We start from the raw sequence: 17,085 nt of genomic DNA, 5'->3' as shown, positions 1-17,085 counted from the left end.
CCGTTAGTGTCACGGGCCATCATCGTTCAGGGCTTTACGCTCTGTTTCAGCAACGGCTCAGCATCGGTTGAACGCGTGAGATTCTCCCAGCGATCAATTTCCTGACGCATTGACGCAAGTTTTTGCCGAACCAGACTCAGGGCATCACTGCCTAACAACAGATGCGCGGGTGGGTTCGGGCTTTCCAGCAATGCCAGCATAGCCTGAGCAGCCTTTACGGGATTGCCGGGTTGTTTCCCGCTTTTTTCCTCCCGGGCCTGACGAATGGGCCCGAACAGAGTGTCATAGTCCGGAATAGTGCGGGCGCTGCGTATCATCGAACGTCCCGCCCAGTCGGTGCGGAATGAGCCGGGTGCCACGGCGGTGACGTGTATGCCGAACGGAGCCAGTTCTTTGCCCAGCGTTTCTGAAATTCCCTCTAGCGCAAACTTGCTGCCGCAGTAGTAGCTGATGCCGGGCAAAGTAATGAATCCGCCCATCGAGGTAATATTGATGATATGCCCGCGACGGCGTTCACGCATACCCGGCAGGACCGCTTTGGTCATTGCCACTGCGCCAAAAACATTCACGTCAAACTGGTGGCGCATTTCTGCCAGGGAGGATTCTTCCATAATGCCCTCATGGCCGTAACCTGCGTTATTCACCAGTACATCTATCTGACCGACTGTGGACTCAACCTCCCTGACAACTTCATCAATACGCGCAAAGTCCGTGACATCCAGCAGGCGGCCCACGGCACGCTGTGCATCAAGCGCCTCAAAAGTTTGCAGTGCTTCGCGGTTACGCACGGTACCAATGACCCGATGCCCGGCATGGAGGGCTTCGCGCGCCAGTGCCAGACCAAAGCCACTGCTGACACCAGTAATTAAGATTGTTTTTAAAGATGACATAAAAGAACTCCCATGAACCGTTGAGATTGCATGGTATTCTCACTGCTGATGCATTTTCAGGCCGTATCTTCTCGTTTTCTTGCCTGATCTTATGAGGTGCTGTGATGTCCGGAATGATTGCCCTGATTAAAGCCCTTGCGCCGCATGAAGGGTATAACCTGACGGCCTTGCCTGGTGTGCGAATTCTGCGCGCCGACCGTCCTCTTGCCAGAACACCCGTACTATATGATCCGGGCATTGTGATTGTCTGCCAGGGCAGCAAGCGGGGTTACTTTGGCCAGCAGACCTATTTATATGATGAGCAGCACTACCTGGCGGTCTCGGTTCCTGTGCCGTTTACCATGGAAACCGACGCGTCAGCAGAGCATCCTCTGCTGGCTATTTACCTGCATCTGGATTTTCAGCTCGCGGCTGAACTTATCCTGCAGATCGACCAGCATGATGCTTCACATCCTCCCGCCGCGCCGCAAAGTATGATGTCGAGTCAGATGGACGACACGGTTAAGGGCGCCGTATTGGGTCTGCTTGAAGCCCTGAACAGTCCGCTAGAAACCGCGATACTCGGACATGCACGACTGCGTGAACTCTACTTCCGTGTACTCACGGGCGAACAGGGCAACGCCATGCGTGCCGCGCTGGCTATGCAGGGGCAGTTCAGCAAAATAGGGAAAGTGGTAAAGCATATCCACGCCACCTATGCAGAGCCGTTGACCCTGACGCAACTGGCAGGGGAAGCGGGCATGAGCATCCCGACCTTTCATCTTCACTTTAAAGCCATTATCAGGATGCCGCCGATGCAGTATGTGAAATCGGTACGCCTGCACCAGGCGCGCATGCTGATGGTACGCCAGCAGATGACCGCTTCCGCGGCAGGTTACGCTGTGGGTTATGAAAGCGCGTCGCAGTTTAATCGTGAATTTAAACGTTTGTTTGGTTTGCCCCCGGCAGAGGAGATAAAACGCATGCAGCGTCACTTTTCTGTTCCGCCCGTGCAGCAAACGCCGGTATTTGTATCATCGCATTAGTAAGGAGAGAGTGTGATCTGTTACCAGTAAATAAATAACATTCGCGCGGATTATTACCCAATACAGTAATACGAGCGTCCTGGGGAGGCTGAGAGGGTGATTTTGCTCGGGAAAGCATGGCTACGCCAGGGCTGTTTATGGCCATTGCGGCCGTCAATATGACTTGCAACTACGGTTGGGCGTTGAGTACTCAGCAGGTGGGTTATAGCTCTTCGTCAAAAATTGCCTGAAAGCAGAGTATTCATCTTACTGATCCTGCGTTATCACCGATAACGCAGGAGAGATAATCAGATGTCACTATCGTCAGGAGTACGGCCAACCACAATTTCCAGCGTTCTGCGCAACACATCCAGTCTTATCACGTCGGAAGTGCATTCCAGTTCGGCGATCAGATAAAGAATTATCGCTTTGTTAGTCACACGTCCCTGATCAGCCACGATGTCACGAATTACTGCGCCCAGCAGTTCGGTTTCCGGTGCCAGCAAATCGCCTTCACTACGAAAATAATCAATGATGGATAAATCTGATGAAGAGTGTTGCATGATTTTTCTTTCTCTGAGGAAAATTCGTTATACGCAATGGGTGAAGTCAAAAACGAGTGTAGACGCTGTTTTCGTTTTGCCCAGCCAGCCAAAAAAATTTCGCTTAAAGGCTGCCGCTTCGCTTATTGCCAGCCGTGTCTGACAGGCACGCAATACCCTTTATCAGTGCTTCTTAGACCCATCAGGTGGGCCATCGCTGTTCATACGGTGCGCCGTCTTATCACGTTCAGCACTCTCGCCCTGCGCACGTTTACGCGCGGCGACCATGCCATTTCGAACTTCAGTGATGGCTTTGCGAATCACAGACACTTTTGAGTCGTCATCGGCATTAGCAGCCATGAGTTCAAGCTGTGCGATTAAGGCGTTACTCGACACTGGTTTGTCTGACTTGAGCAATGTCAGTACGGCTTCACCGATCATGACATCTGTCAGTTTCTCATCTTCACTTCTGTACATACTGGCTTCTCTGATTACGAATCAATGGCCATGCTGCGGGTCCGTATACGTCAGCGGGTGCAACTTGTTGCACCAGATACGGCTAAGCAGTACTGGGCTTCGTTCCTGTGGGTAAATCTTCCTGAATGTTGGCTAAGAGCAGGCGACGATAGAAATATCTGAAGCCGTAAGCGGGTATTAATCTTCGCGACGAAAGAGCATCGCGATTAATTCATGCAAATGGCTCTCTTCTTCTGGCGTCGCAGCCAGTTCAAGGCGGCTCAATAATTTGCTGCAAATTGCTTTACGACTGAGGCTATGACCTGCGCGCAGAATTTCGACTACTACCGAGCCCAGTGTTTCCTGTTGCGAAGGTGAGCTGGCCTGATTGAAGTAACGGGCAATATCGCTGATCGTTTCCGGGCCTTGTCCGTTCTGACGCATGGTGATTTCCTCAGATGGTGAAAATGTATAGCATTCCTGATGCGCAAGTTATACATCTTTTTAAAACTTGTACAGGATTTTGGATTTTTGGAATGATTTTTTTTATGCAAAAAGTGCTAAAGCTTTTAAAACAGGGCGTTACGAGAAGGTGGTGACGAGGTGAAAATTGTACCATATTCCTGTACAACAACAAGCCCTCCGGAGTTCCGACCTGATTATTCAGGCCGGCAGAAGGTAAGCAGTTTTGTTAATGCTTGAAGAAAATATCATCAGCAGAGGCGCTGATAGCCGGTTCGATACCCGCATTTCTTGATAGCCAGTTTGCCGGACCGGTAGTGCGTGAACCAATTGTTTTGAATCCCGTCAGCCATTGACGTGCAGTTTGCATCTGCTCAAGGCGATACTCATTCACTTCAGAGGCAGCCATAACCTGTAGCTCTTTAATCAGCAGTTCAACGTTCACTTCCTGACCAGCATTAAACAGGTTCATTGCGGCTTCGCCAATGATGACATTCGCTTTTTCGTCGCTGGAAAAATACAAAATATCCTCCTGGGTGATTGCGGTAAGTAACATTAACTGTAGCAAAAAATTCATCAGGCTTAATTAATTCGTCCTATCAATAAGATTGTTTTAATTGTGAAAATGCTGCATCTGTTGCGTGAGTGTCGTCCGGTAACGCAACCTCATTTTGTGGATGGCAAAGCGTAGTTGAATGCTATTTTTATGCCATTACTACTTTTCTCATTTTGTGAGACTGATTCAGGCAGTAGAAAAACCCGCCTTTCGCGAAGCCATAAGCGGGTTGAATGACACAACTCATCAAAATTATTCTTATTTATATCAGAGAGTAACTGAGCTGATTTACAAAAGCTGACACCTGAACCTGAATGCTGAAGAAACTTCACATCTTCTTGCTGTTCGTAAGGTATAGCCTGTGCTATAAAAAATAGCCTATGCTAATTGTGTACTGTTTTTAATCATCTCTGGAGCTCGCCCAATGGTCCCGATAAAAAAGTTCACCACGCTGTTACTGAGCGCACTGCTCATGAACCTGATGGCGAGCAGCAGCTATGCAGCAGAAAAATTTAAGATAGTGACAACGTTTACGGTGATAGCTGACATGGCTGAGAACGTGGCTGGCGATGCCGCAGAGGTCACCTCTATTACTAAGCCCGGTGCTGAAATACACGAATATCAGCCCACGCCCGGTGACATCCGGCGGGCGCAGGGTGCGCAGTTAATTATGGCGAACGGGCTTAATCTGGAACGCTGGTTTCAGCGCTTTTATCAGCATCTGGACGGCGTCCCGGAAGTGGTGGTCTCTGCTGGTGTAACGCCGATGGGCATTGGCGAAGGGCCCTATAATGGTAAACCGAATCCGCACGCCTGGATGTCACCGGACAATGCGCTGATCTATGTCGATAACATCCGCGATGCGCTGGTGAAATATGACCCGATGAACGCAGAGACCTACCGTCAGAACGCTGCTGCCTATAAGCAAAAAATTACCGCGGCACTGGATCCGCTGCGCCAGCAGATTGCCGCTCTTCCTGAGCTGAAACGCTGGATGGTGACCAGTGAAGGCGCGTTCTCCTATCTGGCGCGTGACCTGGGCATGAAAGAGCTTTACCTGTGGCCGATCAATGCTGACCAGCAGGGTACGCCGCAGCAGGTGAGACGCGTGATTGACCGGGTGAAAAAAAATGCCATTCCGGCGGTGTTCAGTGAAAGCACCGTGTCAGATAAGCCCGCCCGCCAGGTCGCGCGGGAAACTGGTGCCCATTACGGTGGTGTGCTTTACGTCGACTCCCTGAGTAACGCTGAGGGACCGGTGCCAACCTATCTTGATCTGCTCAAAGTCACCACTGAGACACTGGTACAGGGCATTAAAGCGGGAGAGAAAGCGCAATGACAGACACCATTGTGGTTTCAGACGTCACGGTAACCTGGCGCAATGGACATACTGCGCTGCATGATGCCAGCTTCAGCGTGCCGGGCGGATCGATCGCCGCGCTGGTGGGCGTTAATGGCTCCGGCAAGTCAACCCTGTTCAAAGCGCTGATGGGATTTGTGCGGCTCGCCAGCGGCAGTATCTCGGTGCTGGGAATGCCGACCCGCCAGGCGCTGCGCCAGAGTCTGGTCGCCTACGTGCCGCAGTCGGAAGAGGTGGATTGGTCGTTTCCGGTGCTGGTGGAAGATGTGGTGATGATGGGGCGCTACGGGCACATGGGTCTGCTGCGCCGGCCAAAGTCGCATGACCAGCAGATTGTCAGTGAGGCGCTGGCGCGGGTCGATATGCTGGATTATCGCCATCGTCAGATCGGCGAACTCTCTGGCGGGCAGAAGAAAAGGGTGTTTCTGGCGCGTGCGATTGCGCAGCAGGGCAGCGTGATCCTGCTGGACGAGCCGTTTACCGGCGTGGATGTTCAGACAGAGGCCAGCATCATCAGCCTGCTGGGGGAGTTGCGTGATGAAGGCAAGACTATGCTGGTCTCCACCCATAATCTGGGATCGGTCACAGAGTTCTGCGATTACACCGTAATGGTAAAAGGCACCGTTCTGGCCAGCGGCCCGACCCGGACTACGTTTACCGCCGCTAATCTTGAGCGCGCGTTCAGCGGGGTATTGCGTCATGTGATGGTGAAGGGCCTGGACGATCAGATCATCACCGATGATGAACGTCCCTTTATTGCACCTCATGCCGCACGGGAAGAGGGGAGCTAAGCATGGCGCTGTTACTGGAACCTTTTGGTTATCACTACATGCTTAACGCGATGTGGGTCTCCGCGATGGTGGGCGGACTCTGCGCGTTTCTCTCCTGCTATCTGATGCTGAAGGGCTGGTCACTGATAGGTGATGCGCTTTCACACTCTATTGTACCAGGCGTCGCAGGCGCTTACATGCTCGGACTGCCGTTTGCGCTGGGGGCATTTCTTTCCGGCGGGCTGGCAGCAGGCAGCATGCTGTTACTCAATCAGCGCACCCGCTTAAAAGAAGATGCGATCATTGGCCTGATCTTTTCCTCTTTCTTTGGTCTGGGCCTGTTTATGGTGTCGCTCAATCCGACTGCCGTGAACATACAGACCATTGTGCTGGGCAACATACTGGCGATTGCGCCAGCCGATATACTCCAGCTGGCGCTGATTGGCGGGCTGTCGATCATCATTCTGCTGCTTAAGTGGAAAGATCTGATGGTCACCTTCTTTGATGAGAATCATGCGCGCGCCATCGGACTCCGGCCTGAACGGCTGAAAATTCTCTTCTTTACGCTGCTGGCGGTCTCTACCGTGGCGGCGCTGCAAACCGTCGGCGCGTTTCTGGTAATTTGTCTGGTAGTGACGCCCGGCGCAACCGCCTGGCTGCTCACCGATCGCTTTCCGCGTCTGCTAATGATTGCTGTCGCGATCGGCAGCATCACCAGTTTTCTGGGTGCCTGGGCGAGTTACTACCTGGATGGCGCTACGGGCGGCATTATCGTGGTCGCGCAGACGTTGCTGTTCCTGCTGGCGTTTGTTTTTGCACCGAAACATGGCCTGCTGGCTAACCGGCGTCGTGGCCGCCATCACCCTGAAAAGGAGCCTGGCTGATGTGGATCCTTGACCCTTTCCGGTTTGCATTTATGAATGGTGCATTGCTTATCGCGCTGGTCGTGGCAATCCCTTGTGCGCTGCTGTCGGTGTTTCTGGTGCTAAAAGGCTGGGCGCTGATGGGCGATGCCATGAGCCATGCGGTATTCCCTGGCATCGTGCTCGCGTGGATGGCAGGACTGCCGCTGGCGGTGGGCGCGTTTGTCGCGGGTCTGTTCTGTGCCGTCGCCAGTGGTTTCCTGCAGGACAACAGCCGCATTAAGCAGGATACCGTGTTGGGCATTGTCTTCTCCGGCATGTTCGCGGTGGGGCTAATCCTCTATATCGCCGTGAAACCTGAAGTGCACCTGGATCATATCCTGTTTGGGGACATGCTTGGCATCACCGGCGCAGATATCGTTCAGACAGCGATTATCGCGTTGATCATCGTTATGGTGATTGTGGTGAAGTGGCGTGATTTTATGCTGTTCAGCTTCGACCCTCAGCAGGCACAGGTCTCTGGCTTATCCGCCCGTCTGCTGCATTACGGGCTGCTCTGCATGGTCTCGCTGACCATTGTAGCGACGCTGAAAGCGGTGGGGATCATCCTGTCGATCTCCCTGCTAATCGCACCTGGCGCTATTGCGGTGCTGCTCACCCGTCGTTTTTCACATGCGCTGCTGGTGGCGGTTATGGTGTCGGTACTGGTATCGCTGAGCGGTGTTTATCTTTCATTCTTTATCGACAGCGCACCTGCGCCGACAATAGTGGTGTTGTTTGCTGTGGTGTTTGTCGTAGCGATGGTCATTGCGGGACGTAAAACCCGGCAGCGGGAACGGCTGAAACATCGGTATACCGAAAAGAGCGCCTGCGGTGATAAACCCTCCTGATGCAATAATAGGGCGTGGTGAAATTCAGATTTCAGAGTGGAGAGCGTCTAAACCGACATATTCTCATGCCTGAAAGGTGAGGCTTTAAACAGCGAGTGACGCATCATGTCGGTTCTGGTAGTGATATCCGCTCCTGTGAACGGAGCGGATAATTTAATCTCTCAGTAATGATCCGTGGTGCTCTCAGCACAGCTTCAGGATTGTTATGTGAAACAAAAAAATAGCGCACTCCCTTAGAAATTTATGATTCCGGCAATGCATGCAGGCGGATTGAAAAATACGCTTAGAAATAATTTGTAGCGTGAAATGTTTTTTAACACTAATTAGTCTGCTGATAGCTATTGTTTTAATTGCTAATTATCAATGACTTGTGTTTTTACAGGCGTGTTCCTCTCTTTTTGATTCCTTAGTTTCCTCTCCCATCGTCTATATATATTTTCTGTCGCGCCGTTATTAATGGCGCTACCAGAAAAAGTTTTGCATGATTTTTTATTCAACCTCATTTTTTAACACCAGAGCAACATAGCAATCTCAAAAATATAACGGAAAATAATATGAAAATAGCCACGCGTCTTGTCGCAGGGTATAGCCTGCTGATCATCCTTTTTCTTCTCTGCACCGGGACGGCACTTCATGCACTCTGGCAGGCCAGGGATGATATGGAAAACGCTGTAAATAATAAAATCTACCGCTATGAACTGATTCAGAACATGCGAAATGCGGCCAGAGACATGGCGATCGCAGTCAGGAATATTGCATTACTGAATGAACAGAATGACAGACAGCCTGAATGGGACAGAATAGTCGCTCAGAAAGCCATCTACATCCAGAACAGGGACAAGCTGACGGCCAGTATGTCGCAAAACGTCTCAGCGGAAGGCAAAAGTGCGCTGGAAAATCTGACCTCCACGGATGAATCCGCACTGAGTCTGCTCATGACGGCGGGCAGGAAAGCGATGGAGGCACCTCAGTCTGAAACCGTTGATTACCTGCTAAAAACCGTAAGGCCAGGACAGCGAACAATGCTGAATGCCCTCGATCGGCTTTCGACTATTCAGATGGAGGTAAGCAGGAAAACCGTTCTGGATGCAAGGGCAGCAGCTTCGCAAACGGCTACGCTGATGTCGGTGATGGTATTGATTTCTTTCCTCATCGCTATCGCAGCCTGTTATTCCATCATCCGGACGCTCATGCGTCAGCTGGGCGGAGAGCCCGCACAGGCACAGGCGCTGGCCGCGGCGATTGCGTCGGGTAACCTGACATCGCCTGTCCTGTTACGGCATAACGATACTTCCAGCCTGCTTGCTTCGCTGGATGTTATGCAGGCCAACCTGCGCAGCATGGTGGCAAATATCAGAGATACCTCTGCATCCGTTGCACTGGCCGCAGATGAAATCTCGCAGGGTAATACAGAACTCTCCTCCCGAACCGAACAGCAGGCCGCTGCCCTGCAGGAAACGGCGGCAAGCATGGAACAGCTCACCGCTACCGTAAAAAGCAATGCAAGCGGGGCACAGGAGACCGCCAACTCGGCCCGTGAAACTGCGCGCCTTACCCACGCCGGGGAAACGGATGTCAAGCGTATGGCAGAGACGATGCAAGCCATATCAATGAGCGCGACTAAAGTCCGGGACATTACCTCTGTGATTGAAAGTATTGCGTTTCAGACTAACATTCTGGCGCTGAACGCAGCGGTTGAGGCGGCACGAGCAGGAGAAGAAGGACGCGGCTTTGCTGTTGTCGCGGGTGAGGTCAGGACACTGGCGCAGCGCAGTGCCTCTGCGGCCCGCGATATAAAACTGCTTATTGAAGAAGCGGTAACCCAGGTGGAAAGCGGCGTCACGGTCGCCTCGTCAACTGGCGACAGCATTATGAAAATTGTTGGCATGGTGAATGAACTGGCTGTGTCGATGGATACCATTTCCCTTGCCTCATCAGAGCAGATGCAGGGCATATCTCAGGTCAGTGTCGCCGTGACGCAAATGGACAGCGTGACGCAGAATAACGCCGCGCTGGTGGAAGAGTCGTCTTCTGCTTCTCAGTCGCTCTCTGAACAGGCGCACGCGCTGCGGGGCATGGTGGCCGCGTTTCAGGTGTGATGACCTCTGGTGGCGGTGTTCACTTGCTCGAGGTGCCGCCAGTATTCACACCTCCGAAGGTCTGCTTTTCCGGCAGATGAGGATGGGTGACAGGCACCTGTTTGTCACCCAGCGCTCAGACATCATTCGTTTCCACTTTCTGACGACAGAAAAATGAGCATGAATGGGAGCAGGGAGAGAGTAAAGATACCCCTGTTGACTCCTGGTCCCACGTATAGTCAGCCGTGCAAACTTAACGTTCATTAGTCTGAACTGTGCAACCTGGTCTGCAATGACATCTGCTGATTGAGGTACTGACTTGCGTCCGGTCAGATTATGACAGCAGGCTTTGCTCCCTTGCGAGTGTAGCGGCTGCAATTTGTGGAAAAATTAGTGAGGCGGCTGCATCAATCCTGTAAGCGATACTGGCTGGAAAGATCCAGAAATATATCCACTAAAATCAATAATATGTAATCGTTATATTATATAATATATAGCGCTTTACATTCCTTTTTTCCTCAGATAACGCTGACTTTTTCCCGACATGCCCGCCAGATTGCTAAAAAGCTGCTAAACCTTAAGACAGAGATACGCGCGTAAAGATTAGGGTTATCACGATTTTCCCCGATTTCACTCCCGTCAGAACTAAACCTATAAAAATTTCATCTTTTAGCCCCCAACAATGGGAAGCAGACAATGTCGGAAAAAATATCGCTAACAATGCAGGTCAATGGTCAGTCGCAGCAGATGCAGGTCGATCCGCGAGTCACTCTGCTGGATGCGCTGCGTGAGCATCTTAATCTGACCGGCACCAAAAAAGGGTGCGATCAGGGACAATGCGGTGCCTGCACCGTGCTGATAAATGGTCAGCGGGTGCTGAGCTGCCTGACGCTGGCGGCCCAGGCGGATGGCGCTGACGTCACCAGCATTGAAGGGCTGGCCTCCACCGAGGGTGAACTGCATCCGGTACAGCGCTGCTTTATGGAGAATGATGCCTTCCAGTGTGGCTACTGCACGCCGGGACAGATTATGTCCGCCGTCGCCTGCATTAAAGAGGGGCATGCCGGTTCCGACGATGAGATCCGTGAATACATGAGCGGCAATCTCTGCCGTTGCGGGGCTTATCCGCACATCGTCGATGCGATTAAACAGGCCGCTGCTGAGATGGCGAAGGAGTCCGCATGAATGAATTCAGCTGGAAATTTGCACAGTCACCTGAAGAGGCTGCCACTCTGAAACAGCAGTCGGGCAGTCAGTTGCTGGCGGGCGGCACGACGCAGCTCGATCTGATGAAGTGTGGTGTCTTCACGCCACCACAATTAATTGGCATCAGCGGCTTAACGGCGCTGAAAAACCTGCAGTTTGATGACGATAAGATCACCGCTGGTGCACTGGTCACCATGAGCCAGCTGGCCGATCATCCCGCCTGCCAGCAGAGCGCGCCAGCCATCTATGGCAGCCTGTGGCAGGCTGCCTCGCCTCAGATTCGTAATATGGCGTCGCTGGGCGGGAATTTACGTCAGCGCACCCGTTGTAACTACTACCGTGACCCGGCAACGTTCCCGGCCTGCAACAAACGCAATCCTGGTTCCGGCTGTGCCGCCCTGGATGGCGTCAACAGCAATCACGCGATTCTGGGTGCCAGCGACAGCTGCATTGCCGTCTATCCCGGCGATCTGGCGGTTGCGCTGGTGGCGTTTGACGCCATCGTCGTTCTGAAAAATCAGCAGGGTGAAACCCGTCGCATCGCAATTGATGACTTCTTCCTGCTGCCGGGTGATACGCCTGATTGTGAGCACGATCTGCGAGATGACGAGATCATTGTGGCTATTGAAGTGCCGCAAACTGAGTCACTCCGGCACTCACACTACCTCAAAGTCCGCGACCGCAGCTCCTATGAGTTTGCAGCAGCCAGCGCGGCCGCAGGCTTCACGCTGGAAAACGGCGTGATGCGTGACGTGCATATCGCCCTGGGCGGCGTCGCCACTAAACCCTGGCGCGTCCGATCGGTCGAGCAGGCGCTGGAAGGCCAGCCGTTTAAGGAAGAGACGGTGTTTCAGGCGGCAGAACGGATTACTCAGGAGACGCAGGCGCTGACCCACAACGCCTATAAAGTAAAACTGGCGCCGCGAGTGATTGCACGCGCGCTGATGGCAGCAGGAGAAACCGCATGAGTGAAGTAAACGACAAAGCGCGTCCCGATATGATCAACGCGAACTCAGCGGCAGACACCCGGATTGAAGGTCTGGGCGCATCCCGCTCGCGTGGCGATGGTAAAGTGAAAGTCACCGGTGAGGCCCGTTATGCGTTAGAACATCAGCCGGAAAATCCACTTTACGGCGTGGTGATCCAGTCTGTGATTGCCAGCGGCCGCATCAGCCGCATGGCGACGGAAAAAGCGCAGCAGGCCGCCGGCGTGCTGGCGGTCTATACCCATCTGAACACGCTGAAGATCAACAAACCCACGGCGATTGCCGATGGCGGCGCGGCGCAGTCAACCTACACCCCGATTCAGGATGATGTGATTATTCACAACGGTCAGAACATCGGTCTGGTGGTGGCTGAGACGTTTGAGCAGGCGACCTATGCCGCCTCGCTGGTGGAGATTGAGTATGAAACGTCTGACGCACTGATTTTTGCCACCGATGAGGGCGTCGAGCCAAAACCGCTCCCGAAGCAGGATATCGATATGGGCGATGCCCAGTCGGCGATGCAGCAGGCCGAGGTGCGCCTGAGCCAGCGTTACACCACACCGCGTGAATACAACATGCCGATGGAGCCGCACGCCTGTGTGGCGGAGTGGCAGGATGGGCGCATTACCGTCTGGGAGCCGAGCCAGTGGGTAGCCGGCGCGCAGGTAGAGATTGCCGAGTGGATGGGCATTGAGGTTGAAGACGTGCGGATCATCTCGCCGTATGTCGGCGGTGGATTTGGCTCTAAGCCGGTGCCTTACACCCATGTTGCGCTGGCGACGGCGGCATCGCGTGCGCTGAAGCGCCCGGTCAAAGTGTCGCTGACACGTCCGCAGACTTTTACCGGTCTTGGCGGGCGTCCGGCGACCTCGCAGCAGCTGGAGCTGGGCGCATCACGCGACGGCAAAATTCAGGCAATTATCCAGCGCAGCTTCAGTGAAACGTCACTCATTGATGTCTTCGCCGAGAACTGCAGCAAAGTCACCGCCCGCATGTATGCGGTAGGCAATGTTTCCGCGCAGCATCAGGTCAGGCCGATTAATACGGTGACGCCAGGGTGGATGCGCGCGCCAGGTGAAAATCCAAGCGCCTTTGGACTGGAAGTGGCGATGGATGAGATGGCTTATGCCCTGAACATCGATCCGCTGGAGCTGCGTCTGCGCAACTGGGCAGATAAAGATTATCAGCTCGACCTGCCGTGGAGTTCTCGCCGTCTGAAAGAAGCCTATCAGAAAGGCGCAGAAGCCTTTGGCTGGGACAAGCGCATCATGACGCCGCGCTCAATGCGCGAAGGGCGTGAACTGATTGGCTGGGGCATGGCCTCGGGCACCTATCCGGTCAACAAACTCCCTGCCGAAGCGAAAATTATCCTGACGCCGCAGGGCAAATTTGTGGTGCAGTGCGGCGGTGCGGATATCGGCACCGGAACCTATACCATTCTGGCGCAGACCGCTGCCGATATTCTGGGCGTCGCCTCCACCACCATTGAGGTGCAGCTGGGTGATACCGCGCTGCCGCGCGCGGGTGTAGCGGGTGGATCGCAGCTGGCAGGCAACGTGACCGCGGCGGTGAACGACACTGCCAAACGGATGCGCGACCAGCTGCTGAAGCTGGCCAGCGAACTGTCACAGTCGCCACTGAAAGGCACGCCTGCGTCTCAGCTCACGCTGAACGGCGACGGGGTGCAGCACAATCAGCGCAGCGATCTCGCCGTTTCCTTTGCTCAGCTGGCGACGCTGGCCCCGGAAGAGAGTCTGACGGTGAAAGGCGGCACCTTCCCGGATGATATGTCAGAAAGCGAACGCGACAAGATGGTGCGTAATCTTAATGACGGTACCCGCCCCGAAAAATTCTCTGCCCACAGCTGGAGTGCGCAGTTTGTTGAGGTCCGGGTCGATGAAGACTTCGGTACCATCCGGGTTAAACGGATGGTGGCCGCGCTCGACAGCGGTCGTCTCTATAACCCGAAACTGGCGCGCAGCCAGTGGATTGGCGGCATGATCATGGGAGTGGGTCAGGCGCTGATGGAGGAGGGCATCATCGATCCGCGTAACGGTCGGGTAATCAACAATAACCTCGCAGATTACTTAGTGCCGGTAAATGGTGACATCCCGAGCATTACTACCATCAACGTAGGCGAGCCCGATTTTGAGGCGACCACCATGGGCGGTAAACCGGTGGGTGAACTGGGTATCGTCGGTGTTGCGGCAGCGATCAGTAATGCAGTCTTCCATGCCACCGGCAAGCGCGTACGCGATCTGCCGATTACGCTCGACAAGCTTATCTGAACCGGTTCCTGACCTGCTGCCAGCAGGCCGGACTTTGGTTATGCAGGCGCGGGCTAAGCCAGCGCCCGTTTTCACGCATAGCGGAGAAAGAGAGTGAAGATAGCGCTGATTGTACTGGCCGCCGGGCTGAGTCAACGTTTTCGCCAGCAGGCGGGCGGGCATAAGCTGCTGGCTGACCTTGAAGGCAAAGCGGTATTGCAGCGCACGCTGGACCAGGCCGCTGCCAGTGGACTTGACCTGTTCGTGGCGACCCGTCCCGACGCCCTGGCAATCCAGTCGCTCTGCTCACGGGCGACGATCGTGCTGTGCGACAGCGGCGGGCTGGGCGAGTCCATCGCAGCGGGCGTTAACGCCAGCCATGACTACGACGGCTGGCTGATTGCGCTGGGCGATATGCCGTTTGTGACGCCTGAAAGTTACCGCGCCGTCAGTGCCGCGCTGGCAGATTCGCCGATCGTCAGGCCAGTCATCGAGGGCAAACCGGGCCATCCGGTGGGCTTTCAGAATCACTATTTTTCAGTGCTGAGCACGTTACAGGGCGATGCCGGACCCCAGACAATCGTGAAGTCACAGGCTGTCCGGCTGCCGCTTCACGATCGCGGCTGCCTCTGTGATATCGATTTTCCTGCCGATCTGCAGCTGATAAAGGAATTTTCATGATAACGCTGGATCAACGCGTGATTAATGCGGCACTGAGCAGTTGCCAGGCGGGCCAGCAGGTCTGGCTCTGTACGGTGCTGCACACCTATGGCTCTTCGCCGCGCGCACCCGGGACCCTCATGACGGTTAACGAAGCCGGCGCGTATTGCGGATCGCTGTCAGGCGGTTGCATCGAAGAGGACTTTCTGGCGCAGCTGGCGGCGGGGGCGTACCGCGCCAGCAGTCAGCGGGTACGCTACGGCGAGGGCGGGATGCGTCCGGACGTCAGCCTGCCGTGTGGCGGCAGTCTGGAAATCGTCATCGAGTTTCTGCCGCCTGATGACGTCACGCTGGCGCTGCTGACGGCGATGCAGCGCGCGCTGAGCGGGCAACAGCCGCTGGTAAAAATGATACGGCCGGGCGAGCGCGCGCAGTGGGAGGCGATTGCCGCCGACAGGAGACTGCCCGCACTGGATGCCAGCGAGCAGCAGATGTTACTGCCGGTTGGCGCGATACCGGAACTGCTGATCGCAGGCTACTCCAGCGTGGCACATGAGTGCATCCGGCTGGGACAGATGCTGGGCTTTCACGTGCGGGTCTGTGAGCACCGACCGGAAATGCGGACGGAGCTGGAGAGCCATTTCAGCGACGCGGACAACGTGACGCTCGTATCACAGCATCCGGCGCGCTGGCTGGAACTGAATGGCGCGCACGCCGCGGTGGCGATTGTGGCACTGACTCACGATCCGCGCATTGATGACCTGACGATGATGGAAGCGATTGCAACCCCCGCGTTCTACATCGGCATCATGGGTTCGGCGAAAAACAGCGAGAAACGACGGGCGCGTCTGCAACAGATCGCGGGGATGGATCGGGCCGAACTGGACCGCATCCATGCGCCCATCGGCTTGCCCATCGGCAGCAAAACCCCGGCGGAGATTGCGCTGTCGGTCATGGCCGATATCGTCCGCGTGAAGAATAGTGAGCCTTCAGCCGCCTGATCCCGCCGTCTTCTCAGGTGCCAGCCGATAAAGATAGCTGCCCGAATAAGGGATGGGCAGGAAATCACGAAACAGCTGCTGTAACGTTTGTTCGGGATCGACGTCGCGGAATAGCTGCGGGTAGAGCGTGGTAGCAAAGAACTCGGTCGCTACGACGTGCCACGGGCTGAGATAAAAATTGTGCCAGAGGGCTCCGGTATGACCCTGCCGTAGCGCAGTTAGCTGTTTCAGTGCGTTCTGCTGACCGGTCAGTGCCAGCAGGCTCTGCCGGGTCTGCAACGCGGTAACGGCGGGGCCGAGCTTCAGCGCGCCCGCCTCATCGGTGCTGCCGCTGCCGGTGGCAAAGTAGTACTCCGGCTGGGCAGCAATCACGCGCTCCTCACTCAGCCGCCCAAACACGCCTTTAATCTGCTGGCTTGCGATGTTATTACCACCGGCAAATGTCAGCAGCTCACCCAGATTGCCATTCACCGAGGTGACGCAGCATTCGCTGCGCCGTCCAAGATGCAGTTGCAGCAGAACGGACGGTTTAGGGCCTTGATAACTCGCCAGCCGATCGGCAATGCGCTGCATGTGGCTGCGGTAGAAGTGATTAAACTCAGCCGCGCGCTGCGGCTGATTCAGCACCTCACCCAGCAAAGTGATGCTGCGCTCAGTGTTTTTCAGCAGATTAACCCGCAGATCGATCTTCACCACCGGAATATGCGCCGCAGCGAGCATCTTCTCCAGCACGGCGCCGTTTTCACTGTCACGCGCCAGCTGCGGCAGGATCACCACATCGGGCTTAAGCGCGATCACCTGTTCTGGATTCATATCGTTAACGCCATCCAGCCCCACTACCGGAATTGTCTCCATCCGGGGAAACTGGCGGGCAAAAACCTGCCAGGTCTGAGGATCGTACTTTTTCAGATCCTGCGGCCAGCCGGCAATATGCTGCAGCGGATTACCGGGCGTCAGCAGTGCGACGCTGTAGAGCATCCGGCTTTCACCTAGCACAATGCGCTGCGGATGGTCGGGAATCGTGACCTGGCGACCGGTGATATCGGTCAGCGTACGGGCATGTGCACCCGCGCTGACCAGCATCACAGCGATCG

The 17,085-nt window shown here is 54.9% G+C and carries 17 protein-coding genes; 11 read left to right on the top strand and 6 right to left on the bottom strand.

Annotated elements, in window-relative coordinates:
• Window positions 1-26: 26 nt before the first annotated feature.
• The gene (locus FA92_RS19805) at window positions 27-890 is read right to left on the bottom strand and encodes an oxidoreductase (protein WP_033784848.1); all 864 of its coding nucleotides are present in this window, start codon (window positions 888-890) and stop codon (window positions 27-29) included.
• 104 nt (window positions 891-994) lie between these two features.
• Between FA92_RS19805 and FA92_RS19800 the strand changes: the two genes are divergently transcribed.
• Window positions 995-1,915, top strand: a complete 921-nt coding sequence (locus FA92_RS19800; protein ID WP_033784847.1) for an AraC family transcriptional regulator — start codon at window positions 995-997, stop codon at window positions 1,913-1,915.
• Window positions 1,916-2,202: 287 nt separating this feature from the next.
• Here FA92_RS19800 and FA92_RS19795 read toward each other — a convergent pair whose 3' ends face one another.
• The 4 genes from FA92_RS19795 to FA92_RS19780 form a co-directional block, all read right to left on the bottom strand.
• Entirely contained in the window at window positions 2,203-2,457 is a 255-nt protein-coding gene (locus tag FA92_RS19795) for a biofilm/acid-resistance regulator YmgB/AriR (RefSeq protein ID WP_013196459.1), read from the bottom strand.
• Window positions 2,458-2,619: 162 nt separating this feature from the next.
• Window positions 2,620-2,913, bottom strand: coding sequence for a hypothetical protein (locus FA92_RS19790; RefSeq protein ID WP_013196458.1), 294 nt, complete (start codon window positions 2,911-2,913; stop codon window positions 2,620-2,622).
• Window positions 2,914-3,090: 177 nt separating this feature from the next.
• Window positions 3,091-3,336, bottom strand: coding sequence for a regulatory protein YcgZ (ycgZ, locus tag FA92_RS19785; RefSeq protein WP_033735314.1), 246 nt, complete (start codon window positions 3,334-3,336; stop codon window positions 3,091-3,093).
• 247 nt (window positions 3,337-3,583) lie between these two features.
• Entirely contained in the window at window positions 3,584-3,877 is a 294-nt protein-coding gene (locus tag FA92_RS19780) for a hypothetical protein (protein WP_033784845.1), read from the bottom strand.
• A 505-nt stretch (window positions 3,878-4,382) separates the two neighbouring features.
• On the opposite strand from FA92_RS19780, the gene FA92_RS19775 reads away from it, so the two are divergent.
• The 10 genes from FA92_RS19775 to FA92_RS19730 all read left to right on the top strand — a co-directional run bounded on the left by FA92_RS19775 (window position 4,383) and on the right by FA92_RS19730 (window position 15,991).
• Window positions 4,383-5,249 (top strand): metal ABC transporter substrate-binding protein, encoded by an 867-nt coding sequence (locus FA92_RS19775; RefSeq protein WP_275451419.1) that lies wholly within the window; start codon window positions 4,383-4,385, stop codon window positions 5,247-5,249.
• Complete coding sequence (locus tag FA92_RS19770) at window positions 5,246-6,061, top strand: manganese/iron ABC transporter ATP-binding protein (RefSeq protein WP_033784843.1); 816 nt, start codon at window positions 5,246-5,248, stop codon at window positions 6,059-6,061. The genes FA92_RS19775 and FA92_RS19770 overlap by 4 nt, the downstream gene beginning before the upstream one ends.
• A gap of 2 nt (window positions 6,062-6,063) precedes the next feature.
• Window positions 6,064-6,924: an iron/manganese ABC transporter permease subunit SitC gene (sitC, locus tag FA92_RS19765; protein WP_033784842.1), complete on the top strand. Its 861-nt coding sequence runs from the start codon at window positions 6,064-6,066 to the stop codon at window positions 6,922-6,924.
• A complete protein-coding gene (locus FA92_RS19760) occupies window positions 6,924-7,793 on the top strand; it encodes a metal ABC transporter permease (protein WP_033784841.1) in 870 nt (289 codons plus the stop codon). Before sitC ends, FA92_RS19760 begins: the two co-directional genes overlap by 1 nt.
• A 554-nt stretch (window positions 7,794-8,347) precedes the next feature.
• Window positions 8,348-9,892 (top strand): methyl-accepting chemotaxis protein, encoded by a 1,545-nt coding sequence (locus tag FA92_RS19755; RefSeq protein ID WP_033784840.1) that lies wholly within the window; start codon window positions 8,348-8,350, stop codon window positions 9,890-9,892.
• Between the two features lie 699 nt (window positions 9,893-10,591).
• Entirely contained in the window at window positions 10,592-11,056 is a 465-nt protein-coding gene (locus tag FA92_RS19750; protein ID WP_072009008.1) for a (2Fe-2S)-binding protein, read from the top strand.
• Window positions 11,053-12,045 carry a xanthine dehydrogenase family protein subunit M gene (locus tag FA92_RS19745; RefSeq protein WP_033784839.1) on the top strand — a complete coding sequence of 331 codons (993 nt, stop codon included), beginning with the start codon at window positions 11,053-11,055 and terminating at the stop codon, window positions 12,043-12,045. Before FA92_RS19750 ends, FA92_RS19745 begins: the two co-directional genes overlap by 4 nt.
• Entirely contained in the window at window positions 12,042-14,351 is a 2,310-nt protein-coding gene (locus FA92_RS19740) for a xanthine dehydrogenase family protein molybdopterin-binding subunit (RefSeq protein ID WP_033784838.1), read from the top strand. The genes FA92_RS19745 and FA92_RS19740 overlap by 4 nt, the downstream gene beginning before the upstream one ends.
• A 93-nt stretch (window positions 14,352-14,444) precedes the next feature.
• The gene (locus tag FA92_RS19735; RefSeq protein WP_033784836.1) at window positions 14,445-15,011 is read left to right on the top strand and encodes a nucleotidyltransferase family protein; all 567 of its coding nucleotides are present in this window, start codon (window positions 14,445-14,447) and stop codon (window positions 15,009-15,011) included.
• Window positions 15,008-15,991, top strand: coding sequence for an XdhC family protein (locus FA92_RS19730; RefSeq protein ID WP_013196443.1), 984 nt, complete (start codon window positions 15,008-15,010; stop codon window positions 15,989-15,991). Before FA92_RS19735 ends, FA92_RS19730 begins: the two co-directional genes overlap by 4 nt.
• On the opposite strand, the gene FA92_RS19725 is transcribed toward FA92_RS19730, so the two are convergent.
• Window positions 15,980-17,074: an ABC transporter substrate-binding protein gene (locus tag FA92_RS19725; RefSeq protein WP_156105739.1), complete on the bottom strand. Its 1,095-nt coding sequence runs from the start codon at window positions 17,072-17,074 to the stop codon at window positions 15,980-15,982. The two genes, FA92_RS19730 and FA92_RS19725, sit on opposite strands and share 12 nt — an antisense overlap.
• Window positions 17,075-17,085: the final 11 nt, after the last annotated feature.

This window comes from Pantoea sp. 9140, assembly GCF_000745295.1.
GTDB classification, from domain to species: domain Bacteria; phylum Pseudomonadota; class Gammaproteobacteria; order Enterobacterales; family Enterobacteriaceae; genus Pantoea; species Pantoea vagans.
The sequence above is the reverse complement of the archived record's forward strand: the minus strand, read 5'-3'. Positions and strand labels throughout refer to the sequence as shown.